Source organism: Rhizomicrobium sp. (assembly GCA_037200385.1).
Classification (GTDB): domain Bacteria; phylum Pseudomonadota; class Alphaproteobacteria; order Micropepsales; family Micropepsaceae; genus Rhizomicrobium.
Genome location: JBBCGL010000001.1, coordinates 1,971,399 through 1,988,156, shown reverse-complemented (window position 1 = coordinate 1,988,156; position 16,758 = coordinate 1,971,399). Strand labels below are relative to the sequence as shown.

General features: G+C 67.8%; 21 protein-coding genes. 9 read left to right on the top strand and 12 right to left on the bottom strand.

What is annotated here, in order from left to right; all coding sequences use genetic code 11:
- Positions 1–2: 2 nt before the first annotated feature.
- From WDM91_09425 to WDM91_09415, 3 genes are read right to left on the bottom strand one after another with little or no spacing between them, the layout of a single operon-like run.
- Complete coding sequence (locus WDM91_09425) at positions 3–479, bottom strand: glutathione peroxidase (GenBank protein MEI9994802.1); 477 nt, start codon at positions 477–479, stop codon at positions 3–5.
- Between the two features lie 43 nt (positions 480–522).
- Positions 523–690, bottom strand: coding sequence for a hypothetical protein (locus tag WDM91_09420; protein MEI9994801.1), 168 nt, complete (start codon positions 688–690; stop codon positions 523–525).
- A gap of 24 nt (positions 691–714) precedes the next feature.
- Positions 715–1,173 (bottom strand): GcrA family cell cycle regulator, encoded by a 459-nt coding sequence (locus WDM91_09415; GenBank protein ID MEI9994800.1) that lies wholly within the window; start codon positions 1,171–1,173, stop codon positions 715–717.
- 215 nt (positions 1,174–1,388) lie between these two features.
- On the opposite strand from WDM91_09415, the gene WDM91_09410 reads away from it, so the two are divergent.
- Positions 1,389–2,582, top strand: coding sequence for an aspartate aminotransferase family protein (locus tag WDM91_09410; GenBank protein ID MEI9994799.1), 1,194 nt, complete (start codon positions 1,389–1,391; stop codon positions 2,580–2,582).
- Positions 2,579–3,529 carry an ornithine carbamoyltransferase gene (gene argF, locus WDM91_09405; protein MEI9994798.1) on the top strand — a complete coding sequence of 317 codons (951 nt, stop codon included), beginning with the start codon at positions 2,579–2,581 and terminating at the stop codon, positions 3,527–3,529. The genes WDM91_09410 and argF overlap by 4 nt, the downstream gene beginning before the upstream one ends.
- A gap of 195 nt (positions 3,530–3,724) precedes the next feature.
- On the opposite strand, the gene WDM91_09400 is transcribed toward argF, so the two are convergent.
- Positions 3,725–4,192, bottom strand: coding sequence for a GIY-YIG nuclease family protein (locus WDM91_09400; GenBank protein ID MEI9994797.1), 468 nt, complete (start codon positions 4,190–4,192; stop codon positions 3,725–3,727).
- Positions 4,193–4,215: 23 nt separating this feature from the next.
- Between WDM91_09400 and WDM91_09395 the strand changes: the two genes are divergently transcribed.
- From WDM91_09395 to WDM91_09385, 3 genes are read left to right on the top strand one after another with little or no spacing between them, the layout of a single operon-like run.
- Positions 4,216–5,925 carry a molecular chaperone HscC gene (locus tag WDM91_09395; GenBank protein ID MEI9994796.1) on the top strand — a complete coding sequence of 570 codons (1,710 nt, stop codon included), beginning with the start codon at positions 4,216–4,218 and terminating at the stop codon, positions 5,923–5,925.
- Between the two features lie 2 nt (positions 5,926–5,927).
- Positions 5,928–6,950 (top strand): hypothetical protein, encoded by a 1,023-nt coding sequence (locus tag WDM91_09390; protein ID MEI9994795.1) that lies wholly within the window; start codon positions 5,928–5,930, stop codon positions 6,948–6,950.
- A gap of 43 nt (positions 6,951–6,993) precedes the next feature.
- A complete protein-coding gene (locus WDM91_09385; GenBank protein MEI9994794.1) occupies positions 6,994–7,920 on the top strand; it encodes an Hsp33 family molecular chaperone HslO in 927 nt (308 codons plus the stop codon).
- A gap of 129 nt (positions 7,921–8,049) precedes the next feature.
- Here the strand turns inward: WDM91_09385 and WDM91_09380 are convergent, their stop codons facing one another.
- Positions 8,050–8,907, bottom strand: coding sequence for an alpha/beta fold hydrolase (locus tag WDM91_09380; GenBank protein MEI9994793.1), 858 nt, complete (start codon positions 8,905–8,907; stop codon positions 8,050–8,052).
- Between the two features lie 69 nt (positions 8,908–8,976).
- On the opposite strand from WDM91_09380, the gene WDM91_09375 reads away from it, so the two are divergent.
- Positions 8,977–9,591, top strand: a complete 615-nt coding sequence (locus WDM91_09375; protein MEI9994792.1) for an HAD-IA family hydrolase — start codon at positions 8,977–8,979, stop codon at positions 9,589–9,591.
- Here WDM91_09375 and WDM91_09370 read toward each other — a convergent pair.
- From WDM91_09370 to metZ, 7 genes are all read right to left on the bottom strand, one after another.
- On the bottom strand, positions 9,563–10,054 hold the full coding sequence (locus WDM91_09370) for a VOC family protein (protein ID MEI9994791.1): 492 nt from the start codon (positions 10,052–10,054) through the stop codon (positions 9,563–9,565). The genes WDM91_09375 and WDM91_09370 overlap by 29 nt on opposite strands.
- The gene (gene argE, locus WDM91_09365; GenBank protein ID MEI9994790.1) at positions 10,051–11,193 is read right to left on the bottom strand and encodes an acetylornithine deacetylase; all 1,143 of its coding nucleotides are present in this window, start codon (positions 11,191–11,193) and stop codon (positions 10,051–10,053) included. The genes WDM91_09370 and argE overlap by 4 nt, the downstream gene beginning before the upstream one ends.
- Before the next feature lie 2 nt (positions 11,194–11,195).
- Positions 11,196–11,807, bottom strand: coding sequence for a GTP cyclohydrolase I FolE (gene folE / locus WDM91_09360; protein ID MEI9994789.1), 612 nt, complete (start codon positions 11,805–11,807; stop codon positions 11,196–11,198).
- Between the two features lie 122 nt (positions 11,808–11,929).
- Positions 11,930–12,322, bottom strand: a complete 393-nt coding sequence (gene apaG, locus WDM91_09355; protein ID MEI9994788.1) for a Co2+/Mg2+ efflux protein ApaG — start codon at positions 12,320–12,322, stop codon at positions 11,930–11,932.
- Positions 12,323–12,387: 65 nt separating this feature from the next.
- Entirely contained in the window at positions 12,388–12,843 is a 456-nt protein-coding gene (locus tag WDM91_09350; GenBank protein ID MEI9994787.1) for an OsmC family protein, read from the bottom strand.
- 130 nt (positions 12,844–12,973) lie between these two features.
- A complete protein-coding gene (locus WDM91_09345; protein ID MEI9994786.1) occupies positions 12,974–13,477 on the bottom strand; it encodes a hypothetical protein in 504 nt (167 codons plus the stop codon).
- A gap of 106 nt (positions 13,478–13,583) precedes the next feature.
- Positions 13,584–14,777: an O-succinylhomoserine sulfhydrylase gene (gene metZ / locus WDM91_09340; GenBank protein ID MEI9994785.1), complete on the bottom strand. Its 1,194-nt coding sequence runs from the start codon at positions 14,775–14,777 to the stop codon at positions 13,584–13,586.
- A 153-nt stretch (positions 14,778–14,930) separates the two neighbouring features.
- Here metZ and WDM91_09335 point away from each other — a divergent pair, with 153 nt between their 5' ends.
- Genes WDM91_09335 through WDM91_09325 form a run of 3 tightly spaced genes read left to right on the top strand, consistent with a single transcriptional unit; the run spans position 14,931 to position 16,751 of the window.
- Positions 14,931–15,350, top strand: coding sequence for a tellurite resistance TerB family protein (locus WDM91_09335; protein ID MEI9994784.1), 420 nt, complete (start codon positions 14,931–14,933; stop codon positions 15,348–15,350).
- On the top strand, positions 15,347–15,868 hold the full coding sequence (locus tag WDM91_09330; GenBank protein ID MEI9994783.1) for a histidine phosphatase family protein: 522 nt from the start codon (positions 15,347–15,349) through the stop codon (positions 15,866–15,868). Before WDM91_09335 ends, WDM91_09330 begins: the two co-directional genes overlap by 4 nt.
- The gene (locus WDM91_09325; GenBank protein ID MEI9994782.1) at positions 15,858–16,751 is read left to right on the top strand and encodes a phosphotransferase; all 894 of its coding nucleotides are present in this window, start codon (positions 15,858–15,860) and stop codon (positions 16,749–16,751) included. Before WDM91_09330 ends, WDM91_09325 begins: the two co-directional genes overlap by 11 nt.
- Positions 16,752–16,758: the final 7 nt, after the last annotated feature.

Sequence of the window (16,758 nt, the reverse complement as noted above, 5' to 3'; positions counted from 1 at the left end):
CGTCAGAGCACCTTGGCGATCGCGCCTTCGATGTCCTTCGGCTTGGTGGTCGGCGCGAAGCGGCCCACCACCTTGCCCTCGCGGTTCACCAGGAATTTCGTGAAATTCCATTTGATGCCGCGCCAGCCCAGGCCGCGCTTCTCGTTCTTCAGGAAGGTGTAGAGCGGATGCTCCGCCGGTCCGTTGACGTCGATCTTGGCGAACATCGGAAAGCTCACCCCGTAATTGACCTGGCAGAACGCGCCGATCTCCTCGGCGCTGCCCGGCTCCTGCGCCCCGAACTGGTTGCAGGGAAAGCCCAGCACCACGAGCCCCTGGTCGCGATGCGCCTTGTAGAGCTCTTCGAGCCCTTCATATTGCGGCGTGAACCCGCATTTGCTCGCGGTGTTGACGATCAGCATCGGCTTGCCGCGAAACTCCGCGAGCGGCACATCCTTTCCCTGCAAGGTCTTGGCCGAGAAATCGTAGATGCTGGTCATCGAACCGCTCGCTCCCGGACGTCCGCCCGCGCGGGCAGGAAGACTAATGATACAACCCCGATGACAGTCTCGTCTCCGCCAGCAGCCGGTCGAGCAACGCGAGCGACGCCCCGCCGCCCCGCTCCATCTCGGCCCAGGCCTCGCGCAGCAGACGCGTGATCGCGGCGTCGCGCTTGACGGCAGGCACAGGCTCGGCGGCACGGTCTCTCATGGCGCCAAGCCTAGCACAGAGTCTTCAGCCGGCCATTCGTCCGCGGTCACGGCGCTGCTGCTGGGGCTGATACGCCTTGCGCGCATGCGCCTCGCAATAGGGCGAGCCGGATTTCGGGCTGCGGCCGCAGAAATGGAACGCGTCGGCCGAAGGATCGCCGATCGGCCAACGGCACATCCGGTCGTTGATGGTCAGCACCGTCGCGTGGTTGCCGTCCGCCAGCGTCAGCGGATCCTCCTCGACCACCGGGGCGGGCGGGGTGTGCTGGCGCAGCGAGACCTTCGGCGCCATGGGCAGGCGGGGGCGTTCGGTGCGCGACGGGCTGGCCCGGCCGGCGAGGCCGAGGCGGTGGACCTTGCCGATCACGGCGTTGCGGGTCACCCCGCCCAGCGCGCGGGCGATCTGGCTCGCGGAGAGCCCTTCGGTCCAGAGGTTCTTGAGCTGTTCGACGCGATCGTCGGTCCAGTTCAGCAATTGGGTCACAAGCGGCTCCTGATGGCTAAGGCCACAAGATATCGTATCGCTGCCGTCATAACGCACAAGCGGCACAGGGGTGCCGCAAGCCCTTGTCCACAACATGGTGAGTCGCACGCATGGGGGCCATTCGCTTGCCCGTCATGCGGTTTGAGTAGATAAACCGCGCCTTGCGCGGGGACTTGTCCGCGCCGCGTTCCGCGATCCCAGCGATGGAGAGTCCAGTGTTTCCCTCGGTTTTGCCGACCTACAATCGGGCGGATGTCGCCTTCGTCCGTGGCGAAGGAGCGTATCTGTTTGCCGAGGACGGCCGTCGCTATCTGGATTTCGGCGCCGGCATCGCCGTCAACGCCTTCGGCCATGCCCATCCGCGACTGGTCTCCGCGCTGACGGCGCAGGCGAATCGGCTGTGGCACACCTCCAACCTCTACCGCGTGCCCGGGCAGGAGAGCCTGTCGAAGAAGCTGGTCGATTCGACCTTCGCCGACACGGTGTTCTTCACCAATTCCGGCGCCGAGGCCTGCGAATGCGCCTTCAAGATGGCGCGCCGCTATCATTATGTAAGCGGCCATCCCGAGAAATTCCGCATCATCACCTTCGTGGGCGCGTTCCACGGCCGCACCATGGCGGGCATCGCCGCCGGCGGGCAGGAGAAATATCTCGAAGGCTTCGGGCCGAAGGTCGAGGGCTTCGACCAGGTGCCGCCCAACGATCTCAAGGCGCTGGAAGCCGCCATCACCCCGGCGACCGCCGCGCTGATGATCGAGCCGATCCAGGGCGAGGGCGGACTGCATCCCATGCCGCCGGATTTCCTGCGCGCCCTGCGCCGGATCTGCGACGAACGCGGCCTGCTGCTGATCCTCGATGAGATCCAGTGCGGCGTCGGCCGCACCGGCAAGTTCTTCGCCCATGAATGGGTGGGCATCGCGCCGGACATCATGTGCGTCGCCAAGGGCATCGGCGGCGGCTTCCCGCTCGGCGCCTGCCTCGCCACCGCCGAAGCCGCCAAGGGCATGACGGCCGGCACGCATGGCTCGACCTATGGCGGCAATCCGCTGGGCATGGCGGTCGGCAACGAAGCGGTCGATATGGTGCTGGAGCCCGGCTTCCTCGAGCATGTGCAGCAGGTCGGCGGTTATATGCGCCAGCGGCTCTCCGGCCTGATCGCCGAACATCCCACGGTGTTCGAGGAGTTGCGCGGCGAGGGCCTGATGCTTGGCCTCAAGCTGCGCGTCTCCAATGTCGAGTTCGTCGCCGCCGCGCGCAAGCACGGCCTGCTGATCGTCGGCGCGGGCGAAAACGTCGTGCGCCTGTTGCCGCCGCTGGTCATCGGCGAGGAACAGGTGCGCGAGGGCGTCGCGCTGCTCTCGGCCGCCGCGGCGGATTTCGAGGCCCAGGCCAGGACGGTGGCGGCATGAACGCGCCAACGGGACGGGTCGGGACGGTGAAGCATTTCCTCGACCTCAGCGATTTCGACGCCGCGACGCTGACGGCGCTGATCGCCGACGCCCGCCGGCGCAAGGACGCGCGCGCCCATCTGCCCAAGGGCGTGGAGGATGCCGACCGTCCGCTCGCCGGCCGGATGCTGGCGCTGATCTTCGACAAGCCGTCCACCCGCACCCGCATCTCCTTCGATGTCGGCATGCAGCAGCTCGGCGGCAAGACGCTCATGCTGACCGGCGCCGAGATGCAGCTCGGCCGCGGCGAGACCATGGCCGACACGGCGCGCGTGCTGTCGCGCTATGTCGACGCGGTGATGATCCGCACCCTCGACCAGGACATGCTGCACGAGCTGGCCGACAACTCGACCGTGCCGGTGATCAACGGCATGACCAAGCTCAGCCATCCCTGCCAGGTGCTCGCCGACATCATGACCTTCGAGGAGCATCGCGGTCCGATCCAGGGCCGCACGATCGCGTGGACCGGCGACTCCAACAACGTCCAGGCGAGCTGGGTGCATGCCGCGGCGACGCTGGGCTTCACCTTCCGCATCGCGACGCCGAAAGAGCTGGCGCCGCGCGAGAGCCTGCGCCAATGGGCCGAGGCCGCCGGCGCCAAGGTGCAGTTCATGAGCGACCCCGAGGCGGCGCTGGACGGCGCGGACTGCGTGATCGCCGACACCTGGGTCTCGATGGGCGACGAGGACACGACGCGCCAGCGCCACAACCTGCTCAAGCCCTATCAGGCGAACGAGCGGCTGATGGCACATGCCGCGAAGGACGCGATCTTCATGCACTGCCTGCCGGCGCATCGCGGCGAAGAGGTGACGGACGAGGTCCTGGACGGCCCGCACTCGGTCGTGTTCGACGAAGCGGAGAACCGCCTGCACGCGCAGAAGGCCGTGCTGGTGTGGGCGCTGGGGTAGCAAAATCGGGTGTCGGCCAATCGACCGAAAGCCCTATCGCGGCCTGAAACGGCGTGCTGGAAAGCGACGGCAATGAAAATTCGAGCTCCGAGCCCCAATCCTTCGGTGTCATGGCCCGCGAATGCGGGCCACCCAGGTGACGCCGCCGAGCTGTCGAAGGAATTGATCACCAACTGGTTGGCCCAGCATCAAGGATCAGGACAGCGTCTCATATAAATCCTCCCATTCGACATTCCGTACCTGGATCAAATTGATCTTCCATTCGCGTTTGTATTTCTTCAATCGCGTCTCGCGTGCGATAGCGAAGCCGATGTCATCGAAGACCTCATAGTAGACCAACGTCGTCACGTGATGCTTCTTCGTAAACCCTTCGACCAAGCCCTGCTTATGTTCCCAAACGCGCCGAGCAAGATCGTTGGTGACGCCGATATAGAGCGTGCCGTTACGCTTACTCGCAAGAATATAGACGTAGTAAGTCTTCGACACAGCGGCCGTCACCTGGGTGGCCCGCATTCGCGGGCCATGACAATTTGAGGTGGAGGGGTAGCCCCGCTCGGAAAATATACCTGCATCGCCTTTGAACTCAAAAAGTGACCGAGAGCCTGTTGGCGCACGACGCCGTCGCAATCCTGTGACCAATCGCAGGTTTTCGCCCGCTCGCATTCCGTGCCATCCTCGCGACCATCATGATCGTCGGCATAGACCTCGGCACCACCAACAGCCTGATCGGCGTCTGGCGGGAGGGTGAAGCAACCCTCATCCCCAATGCGCTCGGGCAATACCTGACCCCATCCGTCGTCGCGGCCGACGACGGCGGCAACATCCTCGTCGGCCAGCCGGCGCGCGACCGCATGGTCAGCCATCCCGGCTCCGCCGCCGCGTTCTTCAAGCGCTACATGGGCACCGACCGCGCCATCCCCGTCGGCAAGAAGACCTATCGTGCCGACGAGCTTTCGGCCCTGGTGCTGCGCGCCCTCAAATCCGATGCCGAGGCCTTCCTCGGCGAACCCGTCACCGAGGCCGTCGTCACCGTCCCCGCCTATTTCAACGACGCCCAGCGCAAGGCGACCAAGGCGGCGGCGCAGCTCGCCGGCCTGAAAGTCGACCGCCTCCTCACCGAGCCGACCGCCGCGGCGCTCGCCTACGGCTTCACGCTCGGCGAGGACGAGAGCACCGTGCTGGTGATCGACCTGGGCGGCGGCACGCTCGACATCTCGCTGCTGCATTCCTTCGAAGGCATCATGGAGGTCAAGGCGACCGCCGGCGACATCTGGCTGGGCGGCGAGGATTTCACCGACGCCATCGTCGCCGCCTTCCTGGCCGAGGCCGGCAAGGCCGCGGGCATCCCGCCGCTCGCCGAAGGCCTCGCGGTGCACGCGACGCTGCGCCGCCAGGCCGAGCTCGCCAAGCGCCTGCTGAGCGAGAAGGAGGAGGCGACCCTCACCCTCAACTATGAGGGCAAGCCCGTCAGCTGGACGCTGACCCGCGACGCCTTCGACCGGCTCGGCGAGCCGCTGCTGGCCAAGGTGCGCCAGCCGCTGGAGCGTGCGCTGCGCGACGCGCGCATCGCGCCGGACAAGATCGACCGCATCGTCTTCGCCGGCGGCGCGACCCGCATGCCGCTGTTCCGCAAGCTGGTGGCGCGGCTGTTCCGCCAGCTGCCGGTCTCGCACATCAATCCCGACGAGGTGGTGGCGCGCGGCGCCGCGGTGCGCGCCGGCCTGCTGGCGGGCGGCAAAGGCCTCGAGGAGCATGTCCTCACCGACGTCGCACCGTTCACGCTGGGCGTCGAGATCTCCAACCGGACCGAGAACGGCGCCCTGCTGCAGGGCCTGTTCCTGCCCATCATCGAGCGCAACACGATGATCCCCGCCAGCCGCTCGCATGTCCTGAGCACGCTGAGCGACAACCAGGATCGCGTGCTGGTGCCGATTTATCAGGGCGAGGCGCGCTTCGTGCGCGACAATGTCCGGCTCGGCGAGCTCCTGTGCTACGTGCCGCGCGCGCCGGCGGGCAAGGAGCGGCTCGAAGTGCGCTTCTCCTACGACTCCAGCGGCCTGCTCGACGTCGACGTGACGGTGCTCAGCAACGGGGCGCGCGCCAACCTGCTGATCGAGGGCAATCCGGGCGTGCTCACGCGCGAGGAGATCGCGACGCGGCTGGCGGGTCTGGCCAGGCTCAAAGTGCATCCGCGCGACGAGGCGCAGAACGTCGCGGTCGTCGCGCGGGCCGAGCGCATCTTCCAGGAATCGCTGGGCGACGTCCGTTTGGCGGTGGGCCAGTGGCTCGATGCCTTCTCCATGGTGATCGAGAGCCAGGACCTCGACGCCATCGCGGCGGCGCGCGCGGCCCTCGACAAGCAGCTCGACATGGTCGACACCAACGCGCTGCGCTGACCATGTGGAAGACGCTGGGGATCGCGCCGACGACGGACGCCAAGGCGATCCGCCGCGCCTATGCGCAGAAGCTGCGCGCGCTGGGCCCCGATCCGGACGCGCGGTCGTTCCAGACCTTGCGCCGCGCCTTCGAGGGCGCGCTGCACCATGCCGAGCGCGGCGCGGTGGCGGTTCTGACGGCGCAGGAGGACGCCGCCGCCGTCGCGGAAGAGATCGCGGAGACGCCCGCGACGCCGCCGGCCGTGCCCGTCCCGCAGCCGCGTCCCACGCCCGTGCCTGCGCCGGCCGCACCGCCAGAGCCCGACGAGGCCACGCTGCTGGTGCATGCGATGGACGCCGCACTGCGCGACCGGCGCTATGCCGATGCCTTCGAGGTCAACGACCGGGGCCTCGCCAACGGCGCCTTCACCTTCGGGGCGCGCGAATATCTCGCTGAGCGCATCCTGGCGGCGATGACGGCCGATCCCGCGATCGCGGGCGGCGCGTTCATCGCCGCCATGCAGCGGGTCGGCTGGGATGTGTTCCCCAAGGCCTCGGACCGCCTCTCGCGCGCGCGCAATGCGGCGAGCGCCAAGCTGGAGGCGGAACTCTGGTATCGCAACATCGCCGCCCTGGCGGGAGGGATCGGCGGACGCAAGCGGCGCGGCGAGCCGGACCGCTGGTGGCACAGGTGGATCGCGCGGCGCCGCACGCGGCGCGTCGCCGCGATCGTCGCCGGCAAGCCCGCTTGGTTCAACGTCGCGCAGGCGACGACGGCGGAACTCAAGGCGCGCGCGGCGGAATTCGCCTATTACGCCAAATGGCTGGGCGACCGCGGCCGGCCCGCGGCGGTGGCGCGGATCGAGCGCGTCCTGCGCCGCGACGCCGTCCTGGGTCGCGCGGCGCGCATCGCGCTGATGGTGCTGATCGCCATACCGATTGTCGGCGCCGGCCTCGGCTTTCTCGTCGGCGGCGGGCCCATCGGCATCGGCGTCGCGGCGATGCTGGGCTTTCGCTATCTCTTCGGCGCCGCGCGCCGTCGCTAGCCGCGATTGAAAAGCGGCCGGGGGTGCCCCATATAACCACCCCATGCCCGAAAAACCCTATCGCCACGCCCCTGCGGCCGACTTCGTCCTGCCGTTCGACCTGCCGGAAGTCGGCCTGCGCGGCCGCTTCGTGCGGCTCGACGCCACCGCGACCCGTGCGCTGTCGGCGCATGCCCTGCCGGAGCCTGCGGCGCGCGCCACCGGCGAAGCGCTCGCGCTGGCGGCGATCCTCGGCACCGCGCTCAAGCTCGACGGCCGCCTGACGGTGCAGACCAAGAGCGACGGCCCGCTCGACCTGATCACCGCCGACTACTACGGCGCCGATGGCGACGTGCCGATCGGCTTGCGCGGCTATGGCCGGCTCGATGCCCAGCGCTTCGCCGACCTGCCGGCGCCGGTGGCGTTCGAGGCGCTGGCCGGCGACGGCTCGATGGCGATCACCATCGAGCCGCGGCGCGGCGGCAAGACCTATCAGGGCATCGTCGAGCTCAATCCCGCCGGCGTCGCCGCTTCCGCCGAAACCTATTTCGCGCAGTCGGAGCAATTGCCGACCGTGTTGCGTCTCGCGGCCGGGCCGCTGTTCGTCGCGGGCAGGCCGGAGCCGACCTGGCGCGCGGGCGGCATCATGCTGCAGGCGACGCCGGACGGCCTGGGCGCCGACGACGATTGGGAGCGCCTGTCGATGTTCCTCGCTTCGGTCGAGGATCTCGAACTGCTCGACACCGAGCTTCCGGCCGAGCAGTTGCTGTGGCGGCTGTTCCACGAGGACGAGACGCGGGTGCAGCCCTTCCAGCCGGTCGAATTCCGCTGCGGCTGCGACACCAGCCGGATTTCCGCCGTGCTGAAGTCCTACAGCCCCAAGGACCGCGACGGCCTCGCCGATCCCGATGGCATGATCCGCGCCCGCTGCGAGTTCTGCGGCACGGTGCACGCGATCGATCCGAAGACGCTGGAAGGCGCGAGCAAGTAGCGTCTCTAGCTCCTCCACCGCGCAGCGGGGGACCATCGCGAAGCGATCGTGGAGGGGCGGTTGGGCGCTTGCCCCCTCCGTCTCGGCACCACGGGCCGATCCGCCGCCCCGCTTCGCTGTGGACGAGCGTTATTTCAAGAACGCCACCGCGATCGCGTTGTAGACATCCGGCTGCTCCAGCGGCCCGAAATGGCTCGCGCCCGGCACGATGATCTCCGTCGCGCCCGGGATGGCGTGCGCCAGCGCGTCGGTGTGCGCCCGCAGGATCGCGTCATGCGCGCCCGCGACGATCAGCACCCGCGCCTTGATCCGCCCCAGTTGCGCGGGCGTGTAGTGCGGCTCGGTCTCGATCAGGGTGCGGATCTTGCGCACCATCACCGGGAAATGCTTCGGGTCCGGTGCGATGGCCTCGTAGAACGGCCGCACCTCATTGATCTCCGCGTCGAACGTCGCGGGCGTGACCTGGCTTTTGTCGACGCCGTTCGCGTCGTAGTTCCCACCGATCGCGATCAGCCGGCGCACGCGGCCCTTCATCGCCATGTCGAGGCCGACGATCCCGCCATCGCTCCATCCCACCACGTCCGCCTGCCCGATATGCAGCGTATCCAGCAGCGCGATCATGTCGTCGCCCATCCGGCCATAGGTGAGCGGCTCCGGTCCGTCGGTCGAGCGGCCCTGGCCGCGGCTGTCGACGGCGATCACAGTGTGGGTCCCGCTGAGACCGCCGATGAAGTAGTGCATGGTCTCGAGGAACGCGCCCGCGCCGTGCAGCACCAGCACCGGCGGCCCGCTGCCATAGGTCTCGTAGTAGATGCTCACGCCGTTGACGGCTGCGCGATGGCCCCCATGGAACTGGCCGCCCAGCGCGCGCCAGACATAGAAGCGCGGAATGCCGAAATTGGCGCGGTCGATCTGCACGAAGCCGAAGATCGCGCCGGCGCCGGCGACGACCACGATGGACAGAATGAGCAGAAACCTGCGCGACATGCCGGACCTGTCTTGCGTGGCCGGCGAGTGTATGGCCGGCTGGCATGACGGCTCAAGCGGAAGGCGGCGATGGCGGTTCTGGTCCTGGATTGCGACGGCGTGGTGGTGCGCGGGCACGCGGAGGGCGGCCGCTGGGACAGGAATCTCGAACGCGACCTCGGCCTCGATCCCGAACGGCTGCACAAACGCTTCTTCGCGCCCCATTGGCGCCGCATCGCCGCCGGCGAGACCGAGATGCTGGCGGTGCTCGAACGCGTCTGGCCGGAGCTCGGCTGCGCGGCGAGTCCGCGCGCCTTCGTCGATTACTGGTTCGCCGGCGACGCGGCGCTCGATGACGCCGTGCTGGCGCAGGTCGATGCCTGGCGGGCGCAAGGCGGCCAAGCCTGGCTCGCCACGGTGCAGGAACACAACCGCGCCCGCTATCTGATGGAGACGCTCGGCCTCGCCCGTCATTTCGACGGCATGCTCTATTCCGCCGCGCTGGGCGCGCTGAAGCCGGACCGGGCGTTCTACGCGCGCGTCCAGGCGCGGCTGCCGGTCCGCGTCCCGGATGAAGTGATCTTCCTCGACGATGCCCTCGCGAATGTCGAAGCCGCGACCGCCTTCGGCTGGCGTGCGACGCAGTTCAGGACCGCCGACGACCTGCGCGCTGCGCTCAGCGCTTCAGCGCCGCCCAGGGATTGAGCCAGGTGGTCAGCTCGTTCCAGCGTTCGACCGCCAGCTTGCGCCGCGCCCGCCGCGCCACGACCTCGTGCCGCAGGCCGTCCGGATCGCCGAAGAAGATCGCGTAATAGTCATCGGCATATTCCGGATAGAGGGCCGGCGCCGTCGTCTCGATCCCCGCCGCCTTCAGCAGGCGCGCCAGCGTGTCGACCGCCGCCGCGTCCGCGACCTGCAGGCACAGATGGTGCAGCCCGGGCGCATAGGGATTGTGCTTGCCGCCCTGCGCGGGGCGGATGCTGATCTGCATGATCCTGTTGAAGTAGTGGCGGTGCGGCGCGCCGCCGACCGGCGCGTCGAGCTTGCGGAAATCGAGCAGCCCCAGCACCGTGTCGTAGAACGCCTCCGAGCGCGCCAGCTCCGACACCGTCAGATAGACATGGTCGAGCCCCACCACCTCGACCCGCTCGGGCAGGAGATCGCTCACGCCGCCGCCCTCGCGATCACCTTGCGCAGGAACGTCTCGCATGTCTCGAGCTCGCGCAGCGCCACGAATTCATCCGCCTTGTGCGCCTGCTCGATCGAGCCGGGGCCGCAGATCACCGCCGGAATGCCGGCGCGCTGGAAATGTCCCGCTTCCGTGCCATAGGCGACCGTCTCGACAGCGTTGGCGCCGCTGATCTCGCGCGCCAGCGCCACCGCGGGCGACGTCTCGTCCAGCACCAGTCCCGGGTAGCTCGCATGCAGCACGGTGTCGAAGCGCGCCTCGGCGGCCCGGGCGCGGTATTTCGGCAGGATCGCCGCATCGGCACGCGCCCGCACCGTCTCGACGATCCTGTCCACGTCGCGGTCGGGCAAGGCGCGGTATTCCCAGGTCACCGTCGCGTCACGCGCCAGGATGTTCACCGCCGAGCCGCCGGCGATCATGTTCGCCTGCAGGGTCGTGTGCGGCGGGTCGAAACGCGGATCGGCATCGGCGCGCAGCTCGTTCCACACCGCGTCCAGCAGCGCGACGAACTCGCCCGCCATCATCACCGCATTGGCGCCTTTCTCCGGTGCGCTCGAATGGCCCTCGCGGCCGTGGCAATGGGTGTGCAGCACCGCGCCCGCCTTGTGCGCGCCGACCACCGCCATGAGGGTCGGCTCTCCCACGATGGCGAGCGCGGGGCGGATCTCCGCCGCCTTCAGGTCCTCGAGCAGGCCGCGCACCCCGACGCAGCCGACTTCCTCGTCATAGGACAGCGCGAAATGGATCGGCCGCGTCAGCCTGGCCCGCGCGATCTGCGGCAGCAGCGACAGTGCCACGCCGAGGAAGCCCTTCATGTCGCAGGCGCCGCGCCCGAACAGCTTGTCGCCGCGCACCTCCGCCTTGAACGGGTCGGATGACCAGTCCTGTCCGTCGACCGGCACCACGTCGGTATGGCCGGAGAGCACATAGCCGCCCGGCGCGTCGGGCCCGAAGCTCGCGAACAGGTTCGCCTTGGTGCGGCCGTCGTCGAAGGTGCGGCGGCAGCGCGCGCCGGCCGCCTCCAGCATCTCCGAAACGAAATCGATCAGCGCGAGGTTGGAGCCGCGGCTCGTCGTGTCGAAGCCGATCAGCTTCTGCGTCAATTGCAGCGCGTCCACAGTCAGCTCATCCGCGAAGTGGGATTGCCGATCACCGCGAGGAATTCGCGCCGCGTGATCTCGTTGCTGCGGAAATCGCCCAGCATGGTGGAGGTCACCATGCTCACGCCGGTCTTGTGCACCCCGCGCGTCGTCATGCATTGATGCGACGCCTCGATCACCACCGCGACCCCTTTGGGCTCGAGCACGCGCTGGATGGTGTTGGCGATCTGGGCGTTCATCTTCTCCTGCACCTGCAGGCGCCGGGCATAGGCCTCGACCACCCGCGCCAGCTTGGAGATGCCCACCACCTTGTTGTTGGGCAGGTAGCCGACATGCGCCTTGCCGATGATCGGCGCCAGGTGATGCTCGCAATGGCTCTCGAAGCGGATGTCCTTCAGCACGATCATGTTGTCGTAGCCTTCGACCTCCTCGAAGGTCCGGCGCATATATTCTTCCGGATCGGCGCTGTAGCCGGAGAACCAGTCCTCGAAGGCCCGCACCACGCGGGCCGGCGTTTCCTTCAGTCCCTCGCGGTCCGGATCGTCGCCGGTCCAGCGCAGCATGGTGCGGATGGCGGCCTCGGCTTCTTCCCGGCTCGGGCGGTCGCGCAAAGGGGTCTTGGACTCGGACATGGCTCGGTCTCTTGAGGGGACCCGATTGTAGGCATGCCCGACCCGGGCTGTCATGCCCGCGCGCCGCGACCCTGTCATGCCCGCGCGGGCCATGACGCAGATATTTATATTGAGTCCAGACCCTAGTGGATCTGCCGCTGTTCGTGGGGGCTTTCGAGGAGAAACGCCGGGATATCGGCCTCGAAGGCCTCGCCGCTGCTTGAGCGCATCTGGTACTTGCCGCTCATATAGCCGGAGGCGGTGGGCAGCGGACAACCGCTGGTGTACTGGAATTTCTGCCCCGGCGCGATCACCGGCTGCGCCCCGACCACGCCCGGGCCGCGCACTTCCTTGGTCTGGCCGTGGCCGTCGGTGATGTGCCAATAGCGCGACAGAAGCTGCACCGTCTCCGGTCCCGTGTTCTCGATCGTGACCGTGTAGGACCAGAGGTAACGCTGATCGTCCGGATCGGATTGATCGTCGAGAAACGCCGGTTGGACGGCGACACGGATATTGCGGGTGGAGCGTTCGTACATGCCTAAAGTATCTTAAGGCGAAATCCCCGGCGCAAGGCCCTGAAAGCGCTGTCGTTAACGTCGCATCACCACTGTGGCGCCACCGACACGTCCGTCTTAACCGAGTTCGCGATGAAACATTCCTCATGGCTTCGGTGATGAATCTCGGCCAGGACCGCGATGTCCGGCGAAGTTCCCGCCGCGAACGCGACACGGGGAGCAAGGCGCACGCGCGCGATCCACAGTTTCCCGTTGGAACCCTTCTCCAGGAAACCGACCGCGTCATCCTCGTAAGCGTCGACCGCAAGCCGCTTGCGGGCGCAGATCGCGAGGAAGCTCAGCATGTGACAGGCGCTGAGCGCCGCGACGAACGCTTCCTCCGGATCGACGCGCGCCGCGTCGCCGCGGAAGGCCGGCGCAGCCGAGCCCGGCAGCATGATCGCGCCGCCCTTGAACCGCACCTCATGCGCGCGGTTGTAGCTCTCATAGGTGAAGTCGGCGCTGCTGCGGGTCCAGCGGACGGACGCGTGGTGTTCGGACATGGGCGGCTCCTTGCCGTCGTCCTTCGCGGCTTCCCCCGCTCTTCGGCCGGGGCCTCAGGACGACGCATTCTTCGGTCGCATCATGCCGAGATGCGGTGCGCAGCGTCGAGCCTCTAAGCGCGCATGAAAGCTATGCATCCCGCAGCCATTTCTGCATCGCGGGAAACGGCGCCATGTCGGCGCGCGCCGCCCGTCCCGTGTGGTTCGTCATCCCGCACCAGGCCAGGTACGGCACGCCGAAATACTTGCCCGCCGCGAAATTCTCCAGGATCGATGCGCCGCCGCCGCGATAGCCGGCTGCATGGAAGACGAGCGCCGGGTCGATCTCCAGATGCAGTGCCGCGGCATAGGACCAGGCGATCGCCCCCATCTCCTCGCCGCCGTCATTGCCGACGTCATGATGGAAGCTCGCGCGCTGGTCGGGCGCGGCGACTGCGAGATGCCCGGCCTCATGCAGCAGGTCGCCGGGATAGGCCAGCCGCGCCTCGTCGACGACGAGGACGCCATGGTCGATGTCGATGCCCGGCAGCGCGGTCTCGTCCGGCACCGCGCCGGCACGGATATCGAGTCCGATCTGCCCCAGGAAGATGGCGATGGCCCGCGTGAGCGGGTGCTCGAAGTCGGAAGAGGTCATGGCGAAGAATTGCCGCGGCCCGGCTTCGATGCCAAGCGGATTCGAACGCAAAACGCTTTTCACCTCCCCCTCGCGGGGAGTTGAAAGGTCTGCTACCCGCTGGGTTCTATGCCGCGTTCAGCGCCTGCGCCAGGTCTTCGCAGAGATCGGCCGGATCCTCGAGCCCGACCGACAGCCGCAGCAGGCCCGAGGTCACGCCCAGCTCGGCACGCGCCTCCGGCTTCAGCTTCTGGTGCGTCGTGGTCTCGGGGTGGGTGATCAGGCTCTTGGCGTCGCCGAGATTGTTGGAGATATCGATGATCTTGAGCGCGTTGCCCATCTTGAACGCGGCGGTCTTGCCGCCCTCGACCTCGAAGGCCACCACGCCGCCGCCGCACTCCATCTGCGCCCGCGCCAGGTTGTGCTGCGGATGGTCGGGCCGGAAGGGATAGAGCACCCGCGTCACGCGCGTCTGCTTCGCCAGGAAGTCGGCGACCTGCGCCGCCGCGTCGGAATGCGCCCGCATCCTGAGGTCGAGCGTCTCCAGGCTCTTGAGATGGATCCAGGCGTTGAACGGGCTGATCGACGGCCCGGTGTTGCGGATGAAGCTCTGCAGGTGGTCCTTGAGGAAATCCTCCTGGCACAGGATCACGCCGCCCAGGGCGCGGCCCTGGCCGTCGATATACTTGGTCGAGGAGTGCACCACGATGTCGGCGCCGAACTCGAAGGGCCGCTGCAGGCAGGGTGTCGCGAAGGCATTGTCCACCACCAGGCGCGCGCCGCCGCGATGCGCGATCTGCGCCACGGCTTTCAGGTCCACGATCGCCAGCGTCGGATTGGACGGGGTCTCGAGGAACAGCATTTTCGTCTCGGGCCGCATCGCCTGGGCCCATTGATCGACGTCGCCGCCGTCGACCAGCGTGAAGCCGATGCCGAAGCGCGGCAGGATCTCCTCCACCACATGGCGGCAGGAGCCGAACATCGCCTTGGCCGCCACGACATGGTCGCCGGCGTTGAGTCCGCTGAGGAATGTCGCGGTCACCGCCGCCATGCCGCTGGCCGTGGCGCGTGCCACCGGAGCGCCTTCGAGCGCCGCCATGCGCTGCTCGAACATGGTCACGGTGGGATTGCCGAAACGGCTGTATTGATAGCCGTCGATCTCGCCCTTGAAGCGGGCCTCCGCCTCCTCGGGCGCCTCATAGGCATAGCCGGACGTCAGGAAGAGCGCTTCGGAGGTCTCCTGGAACGCGGTGCGCTGTGTCCCGGCCCGCACGGCGAGCGTGCGTGGGCGCCATTTTCCGGGCTTTTTGTTCGTTGCCATAACCTGACCGTCATCCTTCGAGCCGCCTGCGCGGGCACCTCAGGATGACGCAAAGCCGTCATGGTGAGGTGCGAGCATCGCGAGCCTCGAACCATGGCGGCGCTTGGCAGGATGGGTCAAGTTTCATAAGGTCGCGCCGCATCGAGGACAACCATGAATAATATGAACACCATCAGCCATCACACCGCGCTCGTTTACGTGATGGTGATCATGTCCGCCGCCGACGGTTCCATGAGCGAGCGCGAGCTCAAGATCATCGGCGAGCTCAGCAAATCGCTGCCTTCGTTCGCCGGCTTCGACCACAGCCGGCTGCTCGCGGTCTGCCAGGATTGCGCCCAGATCCTCAAGGAACCCGACGGCATCGACGCCATCCTCGGCCTGGTGAAGGAAGGCCTGCCCGACGTGCTGCACGAGACCGCCTATTGGGTGGCGCTCGAGGTCGCGCTGGCCGACCGCCGGATCGCGCTGGAGGAAGTGCGGATGCTCGACGTGCTGCGCCGCGCCCTCGACATCGACAAGCTGACCGCCGCCGCGATCGAACGCGGGGCGCGCGCCAAGTATCAAATCGCGTGAAGCGGCTGCTGCTGCTGCGCCACGCCAAGGCCGTTCCCGGCGGCGGAAGCGACGATTTCGAGCGCGAGCTGACCGCGCGCGGCCGTGAGGATGCGCCCAAGCTCGGCACCTATATCCGGCAGCAGCGCTATACGCCCGACACCATCGTCGCCTCGCCGGCCCGCCGCACCATGGAGACCGTCGAGCTCGCGACCGACGAATTCAACGGCACGCGCCGCGTCGATTATCTGGAGCCGCTCTATCTCGCCGAGCCGGAGCTGATCCTGTCGATCGTCCGCCTGGCACTGGACAAGACGAAGACGCTGATGGTCGTCGGGCACAATCCGGGCCTGGAGCAGATCGCCACCTTCCTCGCGCGCGAGCCGGTCAAGCGCAAGGAGCGCGACCGCTTCGACCTGATCGAGGAGAAATTTCCGACCGCGGCGCTCGCCGTGCTCGATTTCGACGTGGCGCGCTGGCGCGACGTCGGCCAGGGGCAGGGGGTGCTGAAGGATTTCGTGCGCCCCCGTGACCTCTGACGCAGCCCCGGAGCTTCTCCTCGCGCGCATCCGCGAAACCTTTCCTGCGCTCGGCTTCACGCAGTCGCGCCTCATCGATGAGGGCGACGACAACCGGGTGGTGGTGCTGGACGAGGGCTGGATCGTGCGTTTCCCGCGCAACGACGAATACCGCGCCCGCTTCGCGGCGGAGCTGAACCTGCTCGAACGCGTCCGCGCTGCGACGGCGGTGCCCGTGCCGGCCTATGAGCATGTCGCGCCGGACCGCAGCTTCGGCGCCTACCGGATGATACGGGGTGATCGCCTGACGCCCGAGATCTTCCGTGCGCTGACGCCGGCGGAAGGCCGCGCGATCCTCGTCGCGATGGGCGTCTTCCTGTCGGCGCTCCACAGGTTGCCGCCCGCAACCATCGCGCAGCCCGATGGCGACATCCCGCCGGCCTGGAGCGGGGCGCAGTTCGCCGCGCTTTATCGCGGCCGGCGCCGGGCGAAGATCGCGCGGTTTGCCGATGCGAGGACGCTGGCCCGCTTCGATGCTTTCCACGACGCGTTTGCCCAGATCGCGCCCGGCGTCCCGCGCCTGATCCATGACGACCTCAGCGACGACCATATCCTGGTCGCCGGCGGCCGGCTGGCCGGCATCATCGATTTCTCCGACGCATCCTTTGGCGACGCCGCGATCGACTTCGGCTGGTTCTGGCGGCTGGGCGAGGAGTCCGTCGACACGCTGTTCGCGCACTACGATCTCTTCGCGGAAGACCGGGACCTGAAGCGGCGGTCCTACTGGACCTTCCTGCGCTATTTGATCAACCAGCTTTATTATGACGGCTTGGCGAAGTGGCAGCTGACGCCGGAACGGGCGCTCGCCGAGATCGCGCCGCATCTGACGGCGCTCGGCTTCTGACGGCCGG

Bases quoted from the DNA above. Each gene is read 5' to 3' on its own strand.
- WDM91_09425 (MEI9994802.1), bottom strand. From the start codon at position 479: ATGACCAGCATCTACGATTTCTCGGCCAAGACCTTGCAGGGAAAGGAT.
- WDM91_09420 (MEI9994801.1), bottom strand. From the start codon at position 690: ATGAGAGACCGTGCCGCCGAGCCTGTGCCTGCCGTCAAGCGCGACGCC.
- argF (MEI9994798.1), top strand. From the start codon at position 2,579: ATGAACGCGCCAACGGGACGGGTCGGGACGGTGAAGCATTTCCTCGAC.
- WDM91_09400 (MEI9994797.1), bottom strand. From the start codon at position 4,192: ATGCGAGCGGGCGAAAACCTGCGATTGGTCACAGGATTGCGACGGCGT.
- WDM91_09395 (MEI9994796.1), top strand. From the start codon at position 4,216: ATGATCGTCGGCATAGACCTCGGCACCACCAACAGCCTGATCGGCGTC.
- WDM91_09390 (MEI9994795.1), top strand. From the start codon at position 5,928: ATGTGGAAGACGCTGGGGATCGCGCCGACGACGGACGCCAAGGCGATC.
- WDM91_09385 (MEI9994794.1), top strand. From the start codon at position 6,994: ATGCCCGAAAAACCCTATCGCCACGCCCCTGCGGCCGACTTCGTCCTG.
- WDM91_09380 (MEI9994793.1), bottom strand. From the start codon at position 8,907: ATGTCGCGCAGGTTTCTGCTCATTCTGTCCATCGTGGTCGTCGCCGGC.
- WDM91_09375 (MEI9994792.1), top strand. From the start codon at position 8,977: ATGGCGGTTCTGGTCCTGGATTGCGACGGCGTGGTGGTGCGCGGGCAC.
- folE (MEI9994789.1), bottom strand. From the start codon at position 11,807: ATGTCCGAGTCCAAGACCCCTTTGCGCGACCGCCCGAGCCGGGAAGAA.
- apaG (MEI9994788.1), bottom strand. From the start codon at position 12,322: ATGTACGAACGCTCCACCCGCAATATCCGTGTCGCCGTCCAACCGGCG.
- WDM91_09350 (MEI9994787.1), bottom strand. From the start codon at position 12,843: ATGTCCGAACACCACGCGTCCGTCCGCTGGACCCGCAGCAGCGCCGAC.
- WDM91_09345 (MEI9994786.1), bottom strand. From the start codon at position 13,477: ATGACCTCTTCCGACTTCGAGCACCCGCTCACGCGGGCCATCGCCATC.
- metZ (MEI9994785.1), bottom strand. From the start codon at position 14,777: ATGGCAACGAACAAAAAGCCCGGAAAATGGCGCCCACGCACGCTCGCC.
- WDM91_09335 (MEI9994784.1), top strand. From the start codon at position 14,931: ATGAATAATATGAACACCATCAGCCATCACACCGCGCTCGTTTACGTG.